The sequence below is a fragment of the Janthinobacterium agaricidamnosum NBRC 102515 = DSM 9628 genome (assembly GCF_000723165.1).
GTDB lineage: Bacteria > Pseudomonadota > Gammaproteobacteria > Burkholderiales > Burkholderiaceae_D > Janthinobacterium > Janthinobacterium agaricidamnosum.
On sequence record NZ_HG322949.1, the window covers coordinates 3,896,374 to 3,918,132 of the forward strand.

Sequence of the window (21,759 nt, forward strand, 5' to 3'; positions counted from 1 at the left end):
TCAATTAAAGGCCGCGAGCACGTCAATGGCAGCAATCGCCGTCCAGCGTTCCGAGGCTTTGCAGGATCGGGCAATCCGGCCTGTCGTCGCCATGGCACGACAAGGCCAGGTGGTTCAGCGTATCGCGCATTTCCGTCAATTCGGCGATGCGCGTATCGAGTTCCGCGACATGGGCCAGCGCGATGTGCTTGACGTCGGCGCTGGCGCGCTGGTCGTTTTGCCACAATGACAGCAAATCACGGATCTGGTCCAGCGAAAAACCCAGGCTGCGGCCACGCTTGATAAAACGCAGCGCGTGCAAGTCTTTCTCCGTGTACGTGCGATAACCGGCGCCGGTACGCGCGCTTTGCTTGATCAGGTCGATGCTTTCGTAATAACGGATCATCTTTGCCGACACGCCGGTCGCGCTTGCCGCTTGGCCGATATTCATTGCTTTCCCTCCTGAAGTTGTTTGCCGGATGCTTTCCAGCGCCGCAGCAGCAAGGCATTGCTGATCACGCTGACCGAGCTGAACGCCATTGCGGCGCCGGCCACCATCGGATTGAGCAAACCGAACGCGGCCAGCGGAATGCCGACCAGGTTATAGATGAATGCCCAAAACAGGTTTTGCCGGATCTTGCCATAGGTGCGGCGCGAAATGTCGATCGCGTCGGCCACCAGCGCCGGATCGCCGCGCATCAGCGTGATGCCGGCCGCATGCATCGCCACGTCGGTGCCGGTGGACATGGCGATGCCGACATCGGCCGCCGCCAGCGCCGGCGCGTCGTTGATGCCGTCGCCGACCATTGCCACCTTCTGCCCCGCCTGCCTGTATGCCTCGATGCTCGAAGTTTTATCGGCAGGCAGCATTTTCGCCACCACCGTGTCGATGCCCAATGCCGCGCCAACCGCGTCGGCGCTGCCCTGGTTATCGCCGGTCAGCAAGACGGTGCGGATGCCGAGGCTGCGCAAGTGAGCGATCGCAGCGGGTGCGGACGGCTTGATCTGGTCGCTGAAGGCAAACAGGCCCAGCAATTGCGGCGCGGCGCCGCTGCTGGCCAGCCATGAAATCGTGTTGCCGGTATTTTCCAGTGCGCTGGCGCGGTCCAGCAGCGGCGCCAGGTCGACGCCCAGTTCGTTCATCAGGCGGGTGCTGCCCAGTTGCAGCGCCAGCCCATCGACAGTGGCGCCCAGGCCGCGTCCCGGCAATGCGGCCAGCGCGGTCGCCGGCAAGGCGTCAATCTTGCGCGCGCCGGCGGCGTCCAGCACCGCCCGCGCCAGGCTGTGTTCGCTGCCTTGCTGGATGCTGGCCGCCAGTTGCAGCAAGCGCTGTTGCGTGACGCCGTGCGGCAAGGCCGCGGCCAGCGCGGGCTTGCCGATCGTCAAGGTGCCGGTCTTGTCGAACACCACGGTGGTGATGTTGTGCGCCACTTCCAATGCCTCGGCATCCTTGATCAAGATGCCGAAGCGGGCCGCCACGCCGGTGCCGGCCATGATCGCGGTCGGCGTCGCCAGGCCCAATGCACAAGGGCACGCGATCACCAGCACCGCCACAGCATTGATGATGGCCGTTTCCAGCTGGCCAGTCGCCAGCCACCAGCCGGCCACCGTCAGCAGGGCCAGCACCAGCACCACCGGCACGAAGACGGCGCTGACTTTATCGACCAGGTGCTGGATCGGCGCCTTGGCCGCCTGCGCATCCTCGACCAGGCGGATGATGCGCGACAAGGTGGTTTCCGCGCCGACCGCGCTGGTCTTGACCACCAGCAAACCATCGGCATTGATCGAACCGCCGGTGACATGGTCGCCGGCATGTTTATCGACCGGCAAGCTTTCACCGGTGATCAGCGATTCATTGACCTGGCTGGCGCCGTCGACGACGACGCCATCGACGGCGACCCGTTCGCCGGGACGTATCACCACCAGGTCGCCCACTGTTACTTCAGCCACCGGGATATCGCTGTCCTGCCCGTCGCGCCGCACCCGCGCCGATTCCGGACGCAGCACTTGCAGTGCGCGTATCGCCGACGCGGTTTGCCGCTTGGCGCGCGATTCCAGCCATTTGCCCAGCAGCACCAGCGTAATCACCACGGCCGAGGCCTCGAAGTACAGATACGGCATCGCGTCCGCATACACCAGCAGTTGGTACACACTCAGGCCGTAGGCGGCGCTGGTGCCCAGCGCAACCAGCAAATCCATATTGCCGCTGCCCGCCTTGACGGCTTTCCAGCCGGCCCGGTAAAAACGCCAGCCGAGCCAGAATTGCACCGGCGTGGCCAGTCCCCATTGCAGCCAGCCCGGCAACATCCAATGGATGCCGGCCCATTCGAGCAGCATCGGCAGCATCAGCGGCAACGACAATACTGCCGCCAGCAATACTTTGACACCGTCGCGCGAGGGCGCCGTCACACTTGCCGCGCCAGCTAGCCTGGGCAGGCTGGCCTGGTAGCCGGCCGCATCGATGGCGGCGATCAGCGTGGCCGCCTCGACCGCGCCGCTGACGGTGATGCGCGCGCTTTCGGTGGCCAGGTTGACGCTGGCCTGGCTGACGCCCGGGACTTTGAGCAACGCTTTCTCGACCCGCCCCACGCAAGAGGCGCACGTCATGCCGCCGATGCCGAGGCTGATGTCGCTGCTGGCGATGGCGTAGCCGGCTTTTTCGACGGCCGCCTGCAAGGTTGCCAGCGCAATCGGCGTAGCCGACGTGACGCGGGCCATTTCGGTGGCCAGGTTGATGCTGGTCTGGCTGACGCCCGGCACCGCGCCCAGGGCTTTTTCAACCCGGCCGACGCACGAGGCGCAGGTCATGCCCTCGATGCCGAACGATTGCGAGAAGGTAGTAGCAGTGTTCTGGTGCATGGCGTAAATCCTGTACTGATGAGTAATACAGTACAGGATTTACTATCCCATGATGGGAAGGTCAAGCAAAATATCGGGAAATCAGCGCACGATGCAATCGACATCGCCAGGCTTGCCATTCCCTTGGGCCGACGGTGACGTCGTGCCGCTGCTGCTGGAAAATGCCGGCGGCGGCGTAAACTGGATATTCGGGTTCGGATTCGGCGGCACGATGATCGGCGCCATCAAGCCGCTCGGGATAAACCCGAACTGGCCGGCGCTGAACGATTGCTGGCCGCCGTTATTCTGCACATGGATCATGCCGTCGAGCACCTGCACATACAGCCCCGGCGCCAGTCCGTCCAGGCCCGGACCTGGGGTGCCGAGCGGAATCAGCGGCACATATTGGGCGGTAAAGTTGGTGCCGCGGATGCCGATGGTGGCCAGCGGGGTTTTCAGCAAGAACTTTTCCTTGTTGCGCTTGCCGAGCAAGCCGGTAACCGAACGCAAGCCGCCCTTGATCAGGTTGAACGAGGCGCGGTCGTTATCGGGCTGGTCGGCTTCGAACGTAAACTGGTCGATCACAAAGGCGCTGTCCGGCTTCAAGGTGATTTCACCGTTATCGATGAATTTCACCAGCGCATAGGTGTTCTTTTCCGTCACCAGCACATCGCCCTGCTCGACTTCCGATTTGACGGCCAGGATCTTGACCTTGCCATCGGCTTTTTTTGCCATCAGCGGGCCGCTCAGGTTGATTACCGTGCCGACCACCTGGCCGGCCCAGGCGGCGCCGCCCATCAGGCTCAGCGCCAGCCATAACAAGACCTTAGCTGCAATACATTTTCTTGGTGTCATTTGGATTTCCATTTTCTTTCTCGCTGGTCGCCGGCTTGGCCGGCGTCTTGTCCTTGTCCGCCACCTTCGGCCCGCTCGCGGCGTCGCCTGCCGCGCCAGTCGCACTCGACGACGAGTTGCCTTGCTGGATCACGGCGACCGTGGCGGCGGAACTCTGGGCCACCTGGCTGGCCGTCGGGACAGACGGCGGTGGCGGCGGCACGCCGACGAAAATCGACGACGGCATCGAGATCGAGCCTTTCGGCGCCAGCAGCGATACCGGCGCGCCGCGGCTGTTGATGCGCACCTCCGGCGTGCCGCTGATATTGCCGTTCTGCGCCAGCAGATTGATGCCGCCGCCCGCTTGCACGTCCAGCGTCGACTGGCCGCGGAAGAACACGCCGCGGCCCGACGTCAGCGTGATGGTATTGCCTGCGTTCAAGCCTGCCGCGCCATCGAGCGTGATGTCGTTGCCGGCGGTGGCGGCGATATTGTGCGCCGCATTGAGCTGCGCGCCATTGCCGAAAGCGATATCGGTATCGGCCGCCAGCGTGATGTCGTTGCCGCTGATCGCGCCCTGCACATTGATCGGGCTGTGCGCGGTGATCGACACATTGCCGCCGTTGGCGTTGATCGCGTGGGTTTCGACGGCACCGGTGTTGTTGACCGTGATATTGCCGGAACCGCTGCTCAGGCTACCCAACAGCAAGCCGGACGCCGGTCCGGTATTGACCAGCGTAATGCCGCCGGCGCCGCTGTTGCTGGCGCTGAAATTGCCGACATGGTTGCCGGCATTGTTCAGCACCACGCCGTTTTGCGATTGCGTGTCCAGGCTGCCGGCATTGATCGCGCCGCTCTGGCCGATGGCGCCGCTGCTGGCGCTCAGGCTGACGGTTTGTGCCGTCAAGTTGGCAAAATTCAAGTCGCCGCTGGCCTGCTTGATTGTCAGCTTGCCGCCGATATTGATGCTGCCGGCGCTTTGGCTGAAGCTGTTGCTGATGTTCACATTACCCAGGCCGCTCAACAGGCCGCCGCTTTGCAGATAATTGCCCACCGTCAGGGAATTACCGATTTGCAAGCCGCCGCCGCTGAGGTTCAGGCTGGACAGATTGCCATTGCCGACACTCAGGTTGCCGCCGCTCAAGTTCAAGCCGCCCAACATGTTCAAGTTGTTCAAGATGGTATCGCCGGCCGCCGCGTTGTACGTGACGGTGCCTTTCAGGCCGCCAAAGTCGACCGCCAGCACGTTGGCGCCTTCCGGCACCACGCCGCCATCCCAGTTGGCGGCGTCGCTCCACAAGCCGCCGCCGGCGCCGACCCAGGTCGACAACGCTTTTTGCGCAATGTCGGCGTGGGTAGTGCCGCCGTTCGAGACCAGCGTGTAATTGCCGGCATCGGCGCCGGACAGGCCGAAGCCGCTGGCGGTGACGACCTTGCCGGAGCCGGCGTTCTTATCGGAAAAACTGCCGCTGCCGCCGACCAGGTTGACCTGGTCCTGCCCGATCACGCCGCCCAGCGAGGCGCTGACAGAGGCTTGATTGCTGCCGTCATACACTTTGTTGCCGGCACTCAAGCCATTCAACACCAGCGCCGCCGGCGTGATGCTGGCCAGCCAGTTACCGGATGGCAAGACCAAGGTGTAATTGCCGGCATCCGCGCCGCCCAGCGACACCGAGTTGATCGATACCACCTTGTTATTACCGGCATTCTTGTCGGCGAAACTGGCGTGCAGCGACACGCTCAGCGCATCGCCCGCGACCCGGTCGTCGCCGACGTTCAGCGTGGCATTGCTGCTGCCGTCATACACCTTGCCGCCGCCGGAATAGCTCAGGTTCAGCGCGCGCGCCGTGATGTCGGCGCTGATGCTGCCGCTGTACGCGCCCAGCACGTAGTTGCCGGCATCCAAGCCGGACAGCGCGCCGCTGCCGCTGTAATTGACGGTCTTGCCACGGCCCGCGTTCTTGTCGCTGAACCTGGCCAGCAAGTCCGCCAGGCTGACCTGGTCGTTGCCGAACAAGCCTAGCAGCGCCGCATTGACGGCCGCGTTGCTGCTGCCGTCATACACCTTGTTGATGCCGCTGACATTGCCCAAATTCAAGGTTGCGCGGCTGATGTCGGCGCTGCCGCTGGCCGTGTCCGACGCCAGCACATAGTTGCCCAGCTCATTGCCGGACAGGCTGAGACCGCTGGCGTTGACGGTCTTGCCGTTGCCGGCATTCTTGTCGAGGAATTGCGCATTGCCGCTGGCGTGGACATGGTCGCCCTCGACCACATTGCTGAGCGAATAGGTGGCGCCGCCGAAGCCGGTGCTGCCGTCATACACCTTGCTGCCGCCGACCGTCACGCCGAGCACGCGCGGCGTGATCGACAAGACATTGGCGCCGCTGATGCTGATGTCATATTTGGTCGACCACAAGCCGTCCAGCGCATAGCTGCCGACATTGCGCGCCGACTGGTAACCCAGTGAGCCGTTGACGCCGGTATCGCCGTCGAGCAAGCCGATATATACCAGCGTGCCGTTGAACATGGCGAACTGGCCATCGTAAACCTTGCTGCCGGCGGCGCCCGACACATTCACTTGCAGCGGTTTCAGGAATGCTTTCAGCAACGGCGTGGTATGGCCGTTATAGATGCGCCACACCGCCGAATTGCCGAAATTAAAACCGCCAAAACTCGATTGCTGCTGCATCTGGGCCGTGCTCAAACCGGTCGCGCCGCCATTGTCGCTATGCTGGCCGGAACTGTCGGTATTCCAGTAAGCGCCGCTGAGCGTGCCGCCGGCATTGGCGCCAAGCACGCCGCCGACCGCCGTGAAACCGCTGCCATTGATCGCGCCGCTGCTGAACACATTGCTGATCGCGCCGCTATTGCTGCCTGCCAGGCCGCCCAGGTTTTCATGTACCAGCGTCGCATCGGCGCCGGCCGCCAGTCCCACCGCGCCGCTGGCGTAGGCGTCGCTGATGGTGCCGCCGGCGCCATTGTTGCCGACCAGGCCGCCGACGCTGCGCGCACCGCTGACATTACCGGTCGCATACGATTGCGTGATCCTGGCCTGGTTGCTGCCGACCAGACCGCCGACCGATTCGCGCGCGCCATTGACGGCGCCGCTGGCGCTCGACACGGTAATCAGTCCGCTGCCGAAGTTGGTGCCGGCCAGGCCGCCGACCGCACCGCCGCCGTCGGAGTTGACGCCGTTGACATTGCCGCTGGCGCCGGAATTCCTGATGGTGCCGCTATTCGCGCCGACCAGGCCGCCGACCGCATTGGTGCCGTTGACCGTGCTGCTGCTGAATACATTGTCGAGCGTGCCGCCGTCATTCAAGCCGACCAGCGCGCCGACATTGTAGCGTCCCGTCACGCTGCCGCCTTGCAGCGCCAGGTTGCGCAGCGTGCCGCCTTGCAACCTGGCAAACAGGCCGACGCCGGACGTGCCGGGCTGATTGGCGGTACTGACGGTCAAGCCGCTGATCACATGGCCGGCGCCGTCGAACGTGCCGGAATAGCCTGAAACATTGCCGCTGGCGATAGACACAAAACCGCCGCCCTGGTTCCAGCCGGCGGTGCCGCTGGCATCGATATTCGAGACTAGCGCATAGTTGTTTGCCATGCCCAGGGTATTTATGCCCTGCAAGCCATAAATGTCGGCGATACGGTAAGGCGAGGCGCTGCTGCCGTCGCCGCCCGTGACGCGCAGGAAAGTACCATTCTGCAAATTGAAGCCATGGGCGTAAAACGCCGGCAAGCTGCCGCTGTTTTGCAGCCATGCGCCGCCGTCGAGAATAAATTCGCCGCCCACGTTGACCAGTCCGGTCGCGTTGATGGTGCTGCCGGCAACCATCAAATCCTTGCCGACGATCAGCGGACCGCCCAGCCTGAGCGCGCCGCTGGTGCGCAATTCCAGCAAGTTCAGGCTGCTCAAGCCGCTCAAATCGAGGCTGCCGAGCAGGTTCAGCGGACCATTGAACGTATGGCCGCCGATGGTGATATGGCCGGCGCCGATGGTTTTTAATTCCGCGTCGGTCAAGCCGAGGCTGGTCGAGCTGTCGGCGGCGCCGCTGCCGACGTCGATTTCGCCGGCGGAACGCCGGTCCAGCGTGACCAGGTCGCCGGACAGCGAGCCGGCACTGCCGCCCAGGCTCATTTGATCGGCCTCCAGGAACAGATTAGCCGCACTCAGGCTGCCGCCGCCATCGACGGCCAGGGTGCCGCCGACGCCGGTCTTGAGCAGCAGGGAGCTGCCGGCCTGGCGCATGGTCAACGGGTTCGACACGATGATATTGCCGCCGCTTTCGAGCGTCAGGTTTTTGACCCCGGTGCCGGTGGTGGTTTGCGCCAGGTCGATGGTCTGGAAAGTAGAAATATTGCCGCTGTTGCTGTTGCCAATGTTCAAGCTGCCGGCCGAAATCCGGTTCAACTCTTCGTTCAGCAAACCCAGCGCATTGCCTGCCGTGGTGCCGAGAAAAATCGCGCGGCCATTGGTCAACGGCAGCAAGGTGACGCTGGCCTGGCTGGCTGCGCCGCCAAAATTGATGCCACCGGAAAAATTGATGGTATCGGCTTGCAGGCTGACCGTCTGGCCCGCCGCGCCGCTGCCGCTCAATTGATCGCCGGTACCGGTCAGGTTGATGCCGCCGCCAGCCTCGTTGGCGATCAGCGCCAGGTTGCCGCTGCCGACATTGATGCTGCCGAGCCCCACCACGTTGGCGCCGGAAATCGTCACCGCACCGCCATGGGTGCTGATCGCCGCACCCAGATTGACGTTAGACGCGGCAATTTTCGGACTGCCGCTGCTGGCGTCATTGGCCGACAGTTTCACGGCGCCGCCATTGGTGGTGATCGCCGTATTGACATTGATCGACTCGCCGGCCTGCGCGGTCAGCCCGACCCCGGCCTGGGTCATGTTGATGGCGCTGTTGAACGTGATGCGGTGCAGCGCCTGCAACGTCACATTGCTGGTCGCGTTTGAAATCAGGCTGGCGCCGATCGAGGTGCTGCCGCTGGCCGGCGCGTCGCCGAACTGGTCGACATCGCCCAGCATGCCGCCATTACCGGCGACCACCTCGATATCGTAAGGGTCGAGCAGCCAGTTGCCCTGCTTGCCGCGGCTGGAGCGGGTATCGACGCGGATTCCGTCCACCGCCAGGTAATGGCCCGAGGTTTCGACAAAACCGCCATCGCCGGACGCCGCACCGCCATGCGCCGAAATGCTGCCGAATACACGCGTGGTCTGGTCGCCCCAGACGATCACCTTGCCGCCGTTGCCGCTGTCGATCGCGTCGGCGGCCACCGTCGCATCGCTGCCCAGATAGACCTGGCGGGCATTCGGAATCGCCGCATTCCTGCCCTGGTAATCGCCGCCGAGCAAGACCGTGCCGCCGCCCTTGGCGCCGCTGACATCGACCCGCGCATTGCCGGTCAGTCCGACCTGGTCGCCCAGCACCGTGACCTGGCCGCCGCTGCCGGCGCTATTGGTGGCGCTGGTCAGGCTGCCCGCTTCCAGCAGGGCCTTGCCGCTGGCTTGCAAGACGATCTTGCCGTTTTCGCCGATCACCGCGCTGTTCGCGTTCAAGGTGCCGCGCTGGTTCAGCAGCGCGCCATACATGCCGATCTTGCCGCCCTGCGCGATCACCTGGCCGACGTTGAGGGCCTGGTCCGACGGCGCCGACACCACCACCTGCAAACCGGGGTTGGCCGGGTCGGCCAATTGCACGCTGTGGCCGGCCGCCAGGATCACCTCGCCGTTCGGCGCGGTGATCACGCCGCTGTTGACGACGTTCGGTCCGATCAGCGCTACCTTGCCGCCGGCGCCGGTATGGATGGTGCCTTGGTTGCTGACCGCGCCGGCGCTGGCGGCGCCGCTGAAGTTCATCTTGCCGGCCAGGAAATCCTGGTTCGACAGGCCGAGGCTGGACGCCACCAGGCCGTTGACGTCGACCCGCGCATCGCGGCCGAACAGCACCCCGTTCGGATTGATCAGGTAGACCTTGCCGTTCGATTGCAGCGCGCCGAGGATCTTGCTCGGGTCTTGTCCGGTGATGCGGTTGAGTACCGCGCTATTCGCGTTTTGCTGGATAAAACGGGTCAGCTCGCCGGGGTTGATCGAAAAACTCTGCCAATTGATGATGGTGCCCGGCGTGTTGGTAATCGAAAACACATTGCCTTGCTGATTGAACGTCGCTTGTCCATTGACCACTTGCGGCAGCGTCGGATTCGCATAGGCGGCACTAAAACAGGAAGAAACCAGCAGCGCCAGCGCGCTGCGCCGCAACGGCGGAGTCAGGACGGCGTGGCGGCTATGCAGGACGGGATCGGTATTTTTCATGAGCTTATTCCGGATACAGATACTAATACGACAAAGCCAGCCTGACATGCAGGCGGTTGGCGTTGTTCCGGCCGGTGTCGCCGGGATTGAGGACGTGGGCGTAATCGACTTGCAGATTGGCGTAGCGGCTCAGCAGCACGCGGCTGCCGATGCCGAAGCTGCCGATCGCATTGCCTTGCGATTCGCCGGGCAAGGTGTGATTACGGCTCAGCCAGGCGCTGTCGTAAAACGCCAGCGCGCGGCATTGATATGCGGCGGTCTTGCCGCACCAGTTCGGTGTGTACAGTTCCAGGTTCAGGCTGGCGCCGGAATCGGCGGACACTGCGCGTTCGTCGAAACCGCGCACCGACGCCGCGCCGCCGGCGCCGAACTGTTCGCCGGGCACCAGCGCATCCGGCGTGTACTGGGCATTGAAGATGCCACGCGCCTGCCAGTCGCCGGCCCAGACCTGGCCCCAGTTGGCGCTGACGCGCGCGGTGCTGTAGCCGGCCTTGGCGCCGACGCGCGCCAGGTCGAAATCGGCCTGGGTGCCGTGGCGGCCGCCCGGAATATTGCGCGACAAGGTCAGCGCCAGGCTCGCTTCGCCATTGTCGCGGGTCCATGCGCCGATATAAGCAACGCTGAGCGGATGCACCGTGACGTCGCCGCCCAATTCAAAACCAAACAATTGCACGCTATTCTGGTACGCCTTGTAATCGATGCCATACACCAGCTTCGGTTCGTAGCTTTCGGTCTTCGCGAAATTCTGGTTGTAACGCAGCCCCGCCATGGTGCCGCGGCCGCTGACCGCCAGGTCGAAAATACCAGCCGTGACGGTGCCCGAATCGACATTCGAATAACTGGCGAACAGGTCCAGCGAATCGCCCAGCGCATACAGCGGCACGTGGTAGCCGAGACCGTAGATACTGACCTTGTCCGGTTTTTCCAGCGAGGTCGTGTATTGCAGGCTGGCGATATGATCGCGGCCCCACAGATTCGCGTTCTGCAACACCACACCGGCATGCGTCTTGCCGGTTTGCTGATTACCGGTATTGTCCAGGTTCAGCATGGTTTTCCACGGGTTTTCGTCGGCCACCGACACGCTGGCGTCGAGCTGGCCTTCGACTTCGCTGCCGGCCAGCTTGACCTCGATCTTGCGGGCCGGATTTTCATTGGCCAGCTTCAGGCTTTTCGCCAGCGCCGGCAAATTCGGCGACGCGCCCTCGCGCAGCGACGGCAGCGCGCGCAGCACATTGGCGTCATCGGCATGCTGGTTGCCGCTGACGGCGATGCGGCCGATCGCGGTTTCCACCACATTCAATTGCACCACACCCCGTTCCAGCTCCTGTTCCGGCAACGTGACTTGCACCACCGTGTAGCCGCGTTCGCGGTAAGCATTTTCCAGCGCTTCGACGGCATGCTGGATATCGCCGAAGTTGCGCCGTTTTCCGGTAAACGGCGCCAGCAGCATGGTCAGCAATTGTGGCGCCAACAAGGTATTGCCTTTGACATCGAAACGCTCGATGTCAAAATGAGGAATTGCAGTATCAGCCGCGTCAGCATTGAGCGTCGCGCTAGTCTGATCTTGCCCTGCAGGGGCTGGGGCGGTTGCGCAGGCGGCGCCTGCGACAAACAAAAGCGCCGACCCCGCAAGCAGGTGCACCAAACGATAATTCATGTGTGAAGATTTCTTGTGGTTGCATGGGCACGACGCTGGCCAGGCGCAAGACCGTTGTGCTCATCAATTGGTTGAATGCAAAGTTTAGACGGGTTTTCGTTTCCAGTCAGAACTTTCTACTGTTTGGGCCCAAATTTTCCCCATGACACTGCCAATCCGCGTCCAAGTCACTGAAAAAGCAGCCTTTTTCACAACATCGATACCTTATCCGCAACCATGCCGGAGTGATATTTGCCAAGCTTATTTGCTATCAAAAATAGTCACGCCATCCCAGTCGGCCGGCGGTTGCCGCTCCAGGTAGCTCGACAGGCGCACCGCGTACAGCCGATATAGCGCATCTTGCGGCGCTTCGCGCAGTAATTGTTCGACCAGTTGCGCCGCGCCGGCCCACTCGCGCACGCGCAGCAATGCCAGCGCGCGCGACCAGCGCTCCAGCCGTTGCAGCACGGCGGCATCGACTTGCTCCGGCAAGCCGAGCGGCTCGAAAATCGCCACCGGCTCCTGCTTGCCCTTGACCCGCACCAGATCCAGTTCGCGGTACACAAATTGCGGCGCGGCAAAGCGGGTCGCGGCGCTGACGACAATCCCGACGCCATAGGCCTTGGTGACGCCTTCCAGCCGCGCGCCCAGGTTGACCGCGTCGCCCATCACGGTATAGGCGCGGCGGATGCGCGACCCCATGTCGCCGACATGCATCAAGCCGCTGTTGATGCCGATGCCGATCTGCAGCGCCGGCCAGCCGCGCGCGATAAAGTCGCGGTTCAGGCGCGCCGCGCTGTGCTGCATCAGCAAGGCGCTGGCCACCGCGCGCCGGGCGTGGTCGGCAAAGGCCACCGGCGCGCCCCAGAACGCCATCACCGCGTCGCCGATGTATTTGTCGAGCGTGCCCTGGTGGCTGTCGCGGATATCTTCCGACATCGCCGTCAGGTACAGGTTGATGTATTCGCGCAATTGCTGCGGCGTCAAGCCTTCGGAAATCGTCGTGAAACCGCGCACGTCGGCGAACAGCACGCTCAGTTCGCGGCTTTCGCCATCCATATTGTAGCGCTGCGGGTTTTCCGCCATTTCGGCCACCAGTTCCGGCGCCACGTATTCGCCAAAGCGCGACACCAGCGCGCGGCCCTTGCGCACTTCGAAAAAATAACCCCAGGCCACATTAAAAATAAACAGCGCACCGATCAGCAACAGCACGATCGCGCTGTTGATCAGCATGTCCTGCACCCGGTACAAATACAGGTTGAAGCCCAGCGCGGCGCCCAGCGCGGCCAGCGCCAGCAGCATGGACCAGGCCGGAGACAGCACCGCCAGCGCGCCGGCCAGCACCAGCCCGGCCAGCAGCACCTGGCCGAATTCGATCGCCAGCGCATAATCCGGGCGCGATTTGAAACGGCCGTCGAGGATCGACTTGATCAGGTTGGCGTGCACTTCGACACCGGGATATTCGGCGTTGACCGGGGTCGCGCGCAAGTCGTTCAAGCCGGGCGCGCTGGTGCCGACCAGCACGATCACATCCTTCAGCAACGCTGGCGGCACGCTGCCCAGCAACACATCGGCCGCCGACACATAGGCGAACGCGCCGCCGGCCGGCCCGCCGCCGCCGCGGTATTGCACGGTGGTGGTCAGCGCTTCGCCGACCGGGATGATACGCTGGCCTGACGGCATCAGCATCACCAGCCGGTCGAGGCCGCCGTTGGCCAGTTCGCCGGCCGACATGTTGTCGGCGCTTTGCGTGAAATGCGGTGCGATCGCGCGCGCCTCCAGGTACACGGCGGCGGTGGCCAGCGACAGCGATGGGTAATAGGCGCCGCCTATGCGCTGCAGCAGCGTCGAGGAGCGCACCACGCCATCGCTATCGGTCAGCGCGGTAAAAATACCGGCGCCGCGCGCGGCATGTTGCAGTTGCGCGATATTGGCTTCGTAACCGCGCGCCGAAAACGCCGTGATGTCGCGCCCGTTCAAACTGTCGACGGTAAACGCCGGCGCCGGCAGCACGCCCTTCCTTTGCTGGTCCGACACACTAAAGCCGAGCACCACCGGCTGGCCGCGCATCGCTTGCGCCAGCAAGCCGTCGTAATCCATGCCCGGCTTGAGTTTTTCCAGCTGTGCATGAAAACCCGGCACGCCGGCCAGTTCATGCCGCCCCAGTTTTTCCAGCACCGCATAGCCGGAACTGGTGTCGGCTTCTGGAAAGGAAATATCGAAGCCCAGCGCCGCCACGCCGTAGTGTTGCGTCAGCTGGCTCACCAGTTGCGCCTGGATGTCGCGGCTCCACGGAAACCGGCCGATGCGGGTCAGGCTTTTTTCATCGATATCGACGATCACGATGCGCCGGTCGAGCACGGCCGGCTCGGCGCGCATGCGCAAGTCGCCCAGCAAGGCGTCGAGCCGGTCGATGGTATTGCTGTCAAAAAAACCGATGCTGCCGGCCGCCGCCAATCCGGTCAGCAGCAGGCCGGCCAGCCAGCGTGCGCCGTATTTTTTCAGCTTGCCGGCCAGCAGCGCGATCACGGCCGGTATCCGGGGATGACCGTCTCATCGACGGCATCGATCTGGCGCGGGTCCATATGCTTTTCAGCAAAGCGCTGGTACACCTTGCTGCGAATAAACACATCGAACAAGTCGGGATCGATATGGCCGTTCAGGCTGAACTGGCCGAGGATGCGCAAGGACTCCGACAGCGACTTGCCCCTTTTGTAGGGCCGGTCGGGCGCCGTCAGCGCCTCGAAAATATCGGCGATCGCCATCAGCCGCGCCGGCACCGACATTTGCTCGCGGGTCAAGCCGCGCGGATAGCCCTTGCCATCCATCCGTTCATGGTGGCCGCCGGCGTACTCCGGCACTTTTTGCAAATGCTTGGGCCATGGCAAGGTATCGAGCATGCGGATCGACACCTGGATATGGTTGTTGATGATCTTGCGCTCGGCATCGGTCAGCGTGCCGAAGCGGATGGTCAGGTTTTCCACTTCATTGGCGTCGAGGAAATTGCGCTGCACGCCATCCGGCCCGGTCCAGCGCCGCAACGCGATCTTGCGCACCCGCGCCTGCTCGCGCGGCGGCATGCCTTCGCTGCCGATATTGGCGTGGCGCAAGAACTCTCGGTCGGCGCGCAACTCGGCCAATTCCTGCTGCAATGCGCGTTCGATATCGTCGCGCAAGGCCGGCGCGGCGGCCTGACGCCGCAGCGCGGCGATTTCTGCGTCGCGCAGCAACACTTCAAAACGCGTATCGACCAGATGGATGCGGTCGAAAATGGTTTCCAGCTTGGTCGCCTTGTCGACCACGTGCACCGGCGTGGTGATCTTGCCGCAATCGTGCAGCAAGCCGGCCAGCCACAATTGCTTGCGCTCGCCTTCGCTGAGACGGAAACCGGCCAGCGGCCCGGTATCGGTCTGGTGCACCGCGTCGGCCAGCATCATCGTCAATTCCGGCACGAATTCGCAGTGGCGGCCGGTGTACGGCGACTTTTCATCGATGCCGATATTGATCAGCGCGACCAGCGATTCCAGCAATTTTTCAAGTTGCAAGATCAACAGCTTATTGGTCAGCGCCACGCCGGCCTGCGCCGCCAGCGCCTCGATAAAGCGCTGGTCGGTGGTCGAAAAAGCGCGCACCGCGCCGGTCGCGGTATCCTTGGCGTTGACTAATTGCAACACTCCAATCAAATCACCTTCGTGGTCGGTCATCGGCACCGTCAGGAACGATTGCGAGTGATAACCGTAATGCCGGTCGAAGGCGCGCATGCCGGAAAAGTTGAATTCCTCGGTCTGGTACACATCGGCGATATTCACCGAGCGGCGCAGATTGGCGGCATACGCGGCCACCGACGACAGGTTTTGGGCGCCGCCGGCATCGAACAGCGGCACGCCCGGCACGCCAATTAACACGCCTTGGCGGATGCCTAGGCTATCATTGACGGAAATATGGAAATTCAGGCTCTGGCCATCGTCGCTGGGACGGTACAAGGTACCGCCATCGGCGCCGGTCATGTTTTTGGCGACCATGACTATGCGTTCCAGCAACGGCGAGATATCGGATTGCCCGTCGCCGACACCGTCGCCCAATGCAACACTGAGCTCGGTGAGCTGGTCTAATCTCTGGGCGATTTGCTCAGGGTGCAGCTCGGACATGGCGGACACAATCTGTGAAAAAAGGAAAACCGCTAGTGTACCGTTCGCTATACGATATTCACATTGCTTTCTTGCAACAGAACACCGTGTTTGTAAAATCGCAGCGTGATTAATGTTACGCGCACACAATAATTAGAATAGAATCAACAATCATTACACTGTAACAAGGTTTTTTCAATGAAATTCACGTTCCGGGGCGTGCGAGGCTCCATCCCCTCGCCCGGCCCGCTGACCGCACGTTATGGCGGCAATACCACCTGCATCGAAGTGCGCACCAACAATGACACACTGATCATTCTCGACGCCGGCAGCGGCATCTTTGCACTGGCACAACAACTACCAGCCGGCCAGCCGGTTGACGCCCACATTTTTATTACCCACAGCCATTGGGATCACATCCATGGCTTGCCGATGTTCGGCCCGCTGTTCGTGCCTGGTACGCAAGTGCGCCTGTACGGCGCGCGCGACGGCAGCAACGGCAAGGGCATCGAGCATGTGATGGCGGTGCAACTGCAAAACAGCTATTTCCCGGTCAGCGAAACGGCCATGGCGGCCAGCATCGCCTACCGTAACCTGGCCATCGGCGAAACGGTGGAACTGGCCGACGCGCTGATCCGCAATGTCGAAATGAACCATCCGGTGACCAATCTCGGCTACCGCATCGATTGCCACGGCAGTTCGATGTTTTTCAGCGGCGACCACGAACCGTTTTATAACCCGCATCCGCCCGGCCATCCGCAACACGATGCCTGCGAGGCCGACAACCAGCGCCGCCTGGCCGCGCTGGACGCGCTGCTGCGCGGCGTCGATGCGCTGGTCATGGATTGCTCGTACACGCGCGAAGAATATCCGGCCAAGCAAGGCTGGGGCCACGGCACCTTCGACGCGTCGCTCGAACTGGCGTTGCGCTGCGGCGCCAAGGCCCTGTATTGCACGCACCACGAACCGACCCGCGGCGACGATCAGCTGGAAGCCGTGTTCGCCGACGTGATGCAGCGCTACGCCGGCCGCTTAAACGGCTTGCAAGTGTTTTTGGCGTATGAGGGATGCTCGGTCGAACTGGGCTGAACCCAGGCAAAATCAGCCGCGCCGCGCCTGCCAGTCGCGGCGCAGCAAACCGTACAGCGCCGAATCGCTGACTTGACCACCGACGATCCAGCGTTCGCGCAGCAAGCCTTCGGCGCTGAAACCGAGCCGCTGCAAGCAATGCGCCGAGCCGCTGTTGCGCGGGTCGACATCCGCTTCGAGCCGGTGCAGGTCGCGCTCGACGAAGGCATACTCCAGCAACGCGTCGAGCGCCTCGTGCATGTATCCCTGGCCCCAGCACGCGCGATCGAGCGCATAGCCGATTTCGCCGCGGCGGTTTTGCCGGTGCAGCGCGAACAGGGTGCAATTGCCGATCATTTGTTGCGTGCCGTTCAGGACGATGCAAAAGCGCAAATATTCCTCGCGCCCGAAAGCGCCGACATCGTCCTCGACCTGGCGCGCGGCGCGGGCTGGATCGGTCCACGGCGGCTCGCTGAAATAGCGCATCACCTGCGCATCCGAGTGCAGCCGGAACAGCGACTCTTCATCGCCATGGCGCGGCGGCCGCAAGGTCAGGCGGGCAGTGCTCAGGGTCTTGAAGTAAGGCATGCGACTCTGCTGGCCTTTATGAAAAGTTTATTTTAAAGTATTTAGTTGCAGTATGGCACTTCACGATGGAGCATGCAAACGCTGGTACATGCGTTTTGTCGCCTCCTGAATTTCCGGCTCAAGCTCGGTCAACATGTCGGCGCGATTATTGATTGCTGTATCGAACGTAAAACAATAAGAAAATTTAGCACTATGTTTTTTTAGTGTGCAGCGATACAGTCCAAACGTAGCGGTATAACGCAAAAAAAGGGAGCCGAAGCTCCCTTTTTAACGACTTGACCAGTCCATTACATGATGTGATGGCCCAGCCACCACGCCACGGCGGCGACAAATGCCGACGCCGGAATGGTGAAGATCCAGGCCCACACGATGTTGCCGGCCACGCCCCAGCGCACCGCCGACATCTTTTGCGCCGAACCGACGCCGACGATCGCGCCGGTGATGGTGTGGGTGGTCGATACCGGGATGCCCAGCGCGGTCGAGACGAACAGCGTGATCGCGCCGCCGCTTTCGGCGCAGAAGCCGCCGACCGGTTTCAGTTTGGTGATCTTCTGGCCCATGGTCTTGACGATGCGCCAGCCGCCGAACAAGGTGCCGAAGCTGATCGCGGTGTAGCAGGCGATGATGACCCACAGCGGCGGAATGGTGTCGCTGGCGCTCGAATAACCGGCCGCGATCAGCAGCATCCAGATGATGCCGATGGTCTTTTGCGCGTCGTTGCCGCCGTGGCCCAGGCTGTATGCCGCGGCCGACAGCAATTGCAGGCGGCGGAACCATTTGTCGACCCGGCGCGGCGTCGAACGGACAAAGATCCACGATACCAGCAGCATGATGAGGGAGCCGAAGATGAAGCCCAGCAATGGCGAGACGACGATGAACAGCACGGTTTTCCACAAGCCGGCGGACACCAGCGCGCCGGTGCCGGACTTGGCCACCGCGGCGCCGACCAGGCCGCCGATCAGGGCGTGCGACGACGACGATGGAATCCCGTAGTACCACGTAAACAGGTTCCAGAAGATGGCGCCCATCAGGGCGCCGAAGATGACGTACTGATCCACTACCGCCGGATCGATGGTGCCTTTGCCGACCGTCGCGGCGACGGTCAGCTGGTGAAACACGAAAATGGCGACAAAATTGAACGTGGCGGCCATCGCGACCGCGGTTTGCGGTTTCAGCACGCCGGTCGACACCACCGTCGCAATCGCGTTGGCGGCGTCGTGGAAGCCGTTCATGAAGTCAAACAGCAGCGCGAGGAGGACCAACAGGCCAAGAGCGTAGATGCTGATTTGTAGGGTGTGCATGGATTTTTCTTTTCTGATTCTGGCGTTTCAGGACAGGCGCGCGACGCTTACGCGTTTTCGACGATGATGCCTTCGATGATGTTGGCTACGTCTTCGCAACGGTCGGTGACGGTTTCCAGAATTTCATAGATCGCCTTCAGCTTGATCAGGTTGCGCACGTCCGGTTCATCGCGGAACAGTTTCGACATGGCGGCGCGCATCACATGGTCGGCGTCCGATTCCAGGCGGTCGATTTCTTCGCAGACAGCGACGATCTTGCGCGAGTTGTCCATATTGTGCAGCATGGCCACGGCGTCGCGCACTTTCTCGGTACAGGCCAGCACCAGTTCGGCCAGCCGCTTGGCTTCCGGCGTGACGGCCTTCAAGTCGTACAGCGACACGGTTTGCGCCGCGTCTTCCATCAAGTCCAGGATGTCGTCCATGCGGGTGATCAATTGATGGATGTCGTCGCGGTCGATCGGCGTGATGAAGGTCTTGTGCAGCATGTCGACGGTGGCGTAGGTGATCTTGTCAGCCTGCTTTTCGATGCTTTCGATCGCATGCACGCGGTTTTCCAAATCGTCGAAATTGGTCATCAAGCCAAGCATTTCCTTGGCGCCCTTGACGCATAATTCAGCGTGCTGGTTAAACAATTCAAAAAACTTGCCCTCGGTGGGCATCAAGCGTCCAAACATGTCATTCTCCGTTAATCACTACGTCGTGTTATTTACTGCAGAAAGCCGCCCACGCGCCATCCCGGACGGGATGTCCGCGCGCGCGGCAATGGCATTCCAGGGTAACTAATTTGAATTAATCGCCTTGGTACAGCGCCAGGCCGCCACTGTAATTGCCAAATTTGGTGTATTGCCCCATGAAAGTGAGGCGGATGCTGCCGATCGGTCCGTTACGTTGCTTGCCGATAATGATTTCGGCAGTGCCCTTATCGGGCGAGTCGGGATTGTAAACTTCATCACGGTAAATGAACAGGATCACGTCGGCATCTTGTTCGATAGCGCCGGATTCGCGCAAGTCGGACATCACCGGACGTTTGTTCGGCCGTTGCTCCAGCGAGCGGTTCAGCTGCGACAGCGCGATCACCGGGCACCCCAGTTCCTTGGCCAGCCCCTTCAAGCCGCGTGAAATTTCCGAAATCTCGGTGGCGCGGTTATCGCCGGGAGTATTGGCCGACATCAGTTGCAAGTAATCGACGATGATCAGGCCCAGCTTGCCGCACTGGCGCGACAGGCGGCGCGAGCGGGCCCGCAGCTCGATCGAGTTCAGCGCCGGCGTTTCGTCGATGTACAGCTGGGCGTCGTTCATCTTCTGGATCGCGTTGGTCAGGCGCGGCCAGTCTTCGTCGTTCAGGCGGCCGGTGCGCAGGCGGTGCTGGTCGAGCTGGCCGACCGAACCGAGCATACGCATCGCCAGCTGGGCGCCGCCCATCTCCATCGAGAACACGGCGACCGGCAAGCCGCTGTCGATCGCGACGTTTTCGCCGATGTTGACCGAAAACGCCGTCTTGCCCATCGATGGACGGCCGGCGACGATCACCAGGTCGCCCGGCTGCAAGCCCGACGTCATCCGGTCGAGGTCGATGAAGCCGGTCGGCACGCCGGTGATTTCACTCTGGTTGTCGCGGCTGTACAGTTCGTCGATCCGCTCGACCACCTGGGTCAGCAGCGGCTGGATCGCGGTCCAGCCCTGGGCGCCGCGGGCGCCCTCTTCGGCAATGGCGAAAATCTTCGATTCCGCCTCGTCCAGCATTTGCTTGACTTCCTTGCCTTGCGGGCTGAACGCGGTGCCGGAAATATCGTCGGCCACGGTGATCAGCTTGCGCAGCACGCCGCGGTCGCGGACGATTTCGGCGTAGCGCCGGATATTCGCCGCCGACGGCGTGTTTTGCGCCATCGCGTTCAGGTACGCCAGGCCGCCGACTTCCTCGGCCTTGCCGAGCTGGGTCAGGGTTTCAAAGACGGTGATCACGTCGGCCGGCTTGGAGCCGTTGATCATCTTGACGATTTGCTCGAAGATGATGCGGTGGTCGTAACGATAGAAATCCTCCGCATGCATGAAGTCGGCAATGCGATCCCACGCTGCATTATCGCGCAGCAAGCCGCCCAGGACGGATTGTTCTGCTTCGATCGAATGCGGCGGAATACGGAGGGAATCTAGTTGTGGATCTGAGGGGGCGTTCATGGCGCGAATTATACCTGCTTCGGCGTCTGGGCAAAAAAAATGGCGATAAAAAAGCCGGGAAAACCCGGCTTTTTCATGAGTACGGCAGCATCAAGCGAACCTGACGGCCCGCCAGACATTACGCGTTGTCGCCTACGACAGCGATAGTGACTTCCACCACGACGTCGGTGTGCAGAGCAACCGAAACAGCGTGCTCGCCAACCACTTTCAACGGACCGGCAGGCATGCGGATTTGTGCTTTTTCAACAGCAAAACCTTGCTTGGTCAACGCTTCAGCGATGTCGAAGTTGGTGACGGAACCGAACAGACGGCCATCGACGCCAGCTTTTTGAGCAACTTGAACGGTCAGACCGTTCAGTTTTTCGCCTTGGGCTTGGGAAGCGGCCAGTTTAACGGCAGCAGCTTTTTCCAATTCAGCGCGTTTGACTTCGAATTCAGCCACGGCGCTGGCCGTGGCACGACGTGCCAGGCGTTGCGGGATCAGGAAGTTACGTGCGTAACCGTCTTTGACTTTGACGACTTCGCCCAGGTTGCCGACGTTAACGACTTTTTCTAACAGAATGATTTGCATAGTTCTTCTCCAGGAATATCTGACCGATTAAGCGTGGTGCAGATCGGTGTACGGCAGCAACGCGAGGAAGCGTGCGCGCTTGATGGCGGTGTCAACTTGGCGCTGGTAGTGCGCTTTGGTACCGGTCAGGCGTGCTGGCATGATTTTGCCGTTTTCCTGGACGAAATCTTTCAGGGTGTCGACGTCTTTGTAGTCGACTTGTTCTACGTGTGCTGCGGTGAAGCGGCAGAATTTTTTACGTTTGAACAGCGGATTTTGCTGTTTGCGCTTTTCTTTAAGCTTGAGCTTGTTTTTGTCGAACTTTTTACCGAATGCCATGT

The 21,759-nt window shown here is 62.0% G+C and carries 14 protein-coding genes; 1 reads left to right on the plus strand and 13 read right to left on the minus strand.

Translation table 11 applies throughout. From position 1 onward, the window contains the following. Positions 1–22 precede the first annotated feature (22 nt). The 7 genes from cueR to GJA_RS16660 form a co-directional block, all read right to left on the minus strand. Positions 23–430 (minus strand): Cu(I)-responsive transcriptional regulator, encoded by a 408-nt coding sequence (gene cueR, locus GJA_RS16630; RefSeq protein ID WP_038494275.1) that lies wholly within the window; start codon positions 428–430, stop codon positions 23–25. Continuing rightward, complete coding sequence (locus GJA_RS16635) at positions 427–2,838, minus strand: heavy metal translocating P-type ATPase (RefSeq protein WP_038494277.1); 2,412 nt, start codon at positions 2,836–2,838, stop codon at positions 427–429. Before GJA_RS16635 ends, cueR begins: the two co-directional genes overlap by 4 nt. 81 nt (positions 2,839–2,919) lie before the next feature. Further along, the gene (locus GJA_RS16640) at positions 2,920–3,672 is read right to left on the minus strand and encodes a FecR family protein (RefSeq protein ID WP_038494280.1); all 753 of its coding nucleotides are present in this window, start codon (positions 3,670–3,672) and stop codon (positions 2,920–2,922) included. Then, positions 3,644–9,973 carry a YDG domain-containing protein gene (locus GJA_RS26295; protein WP_051781001.1) on the minus strand — a complete coding sequence of 2,110 codons (6,330 nt, stop codon included), beginning with the start codon at positions 9,971–9,973 and terminating at the stop codon, positions 3,644–3,646. Before GJA_RS26295 ends, GJA_RS16640 begins: the two co-directional genes overlap by 29 nt. A 22-nt stretch (positions 9,974–9,995) precedes the next feature. Further along, positions 9,996–11,630: a ShlB/FhaC/HecB family hemolysin secretion/activation protein gene (locus tag GJA_RS16650; protein WP_038494283.1), complete on the minus strand. Its 1,635-nt coding sequence runs from the start codon at positions 11,628–11,630 to the stop codon at positions 9,996–9,998. A gap of 240 nt (positions 11,631–11,870) precedes the next feature. Continuing rightward, a complete protein-coding gene (locus GJA_RS16655; RefSeq protein ID WP_422567915.1) occupies positions 11,871–14,138 on the minus strand; it encodes a CHASE2 domain-containing protein in 2,268 nt (755 codons plus the stop codon). Further along, positions 14,135–15,757, minus strand: a complete 1,623-nt coding sequence (locus GJA_RS16660) for an HD domain-containing phosphohydrolase (protein WP_038494286.1) — start codon at positions 15,755–15,757, stop codon at positions 14,135–14,137. The genes GJA_RS16655 and GJA_RS16660 overlap by 4 nt, the downstream gene beginning before the upstream one ends. Positions 15,758–15,934: 177 nt before the next feature. Here GJA_RS16660 and GJA_RS16665 point away from each other — a divergent pair, with 177 nt between their 5' ends. Further along, the gene (locus GJA_RS16665) at positions 15,935–16,825 is read left to right on the plus strand and encodes an MBL fold metallo-hydrolase (protein WP_038494289.1); all 891 of its coding nucleotides are present in this window, start codon (positions 15,935–15,937) and stop codon (positions 16,823–16,825) included. 12 nt (positions 16,826–16,837) lie between these two features. Here the strand turns inward: GJA_RS16665 and GJA_RS16670 are convergent, their stop codons facing one another. The 6 genes from GJA_RS16670 to rpsR form a co-directional block, all read right to left on the minus strand. After that, a complete protein-coding gene (locus GJA_RS16670; protein ID WP_038494292.1) occupies positions 16,838–17,392 on the minus strand; it encodes a GNAT family N-acetyltransferase in 555 nt (184 codons plus the stop codon). A 287-nt stretch (positions 17,393–17,679) separates the two neighbouring features. Then, positions 17,680–18,693: an inorganic phosphate transporter gene (locus GJA_RS16675; protein WP_038494295.1), complete on the minus strand. Its 1,014-nt coding sequence runs from the start codon at positions 18,691–18,693 to the stop codon at positions 17,680–17,682. Between the two features lie 47 nt (positions 18,694–18,740). Then, positions 18,741–19,367 carry a DUF47 domain-containing protein gene (locus tag GJA_RS16680; RefSeq protein ID WP_038494298.1) on the minus strand — a complete coding sequence of 209 codons (627 nt, stop codon included), beginning with the start codon at positions 19,365–19,367 and terminating at the stop codon, positions 18,741–18,743. A 115-nt stretch (positions 19,368–19,482) separates the two neighbouring features. Further along, on the minus strand, positions 19,483–20,868 hold the full coding sequence (locus GJA_RS16685) for a replicative DNA helicase (protein WP_038494301.1): 1,386 nt from the start codon (positions 20,866–20,868) through the stop codon (positions 19,483–19,485). A gap of 118 nt (positions 20,869–20,986) precedes the next feature. Then, positions 20,987–21,439 (minus strand): 50S ribosomal protein L9, encoded by a 453-nt coding sequence (gene rplI / locus GJA_RS16690; protein ID WP_038494304.1) that lies wholly within the window; start codon positions 21,437–21,439, stop codon positions 20,987–20,989. A gap of 27 nt (positions 21,440–21,466) precedes the next feature. Then, positions 21,467–21,757: a 30S ribosomal protein S18 gene (rpsR, locus tag GJA_RS16695; RefSeq protein ID WP_010400024.1), complete on the minus strand. Its 291-nt coding sequence runs from the start codon at positions 21,755–21,757 to the stop codon at positions 21,467–21,469. Between the last annotated feature and the right edge of the window lie 2 nt (positions 21,758–21,759).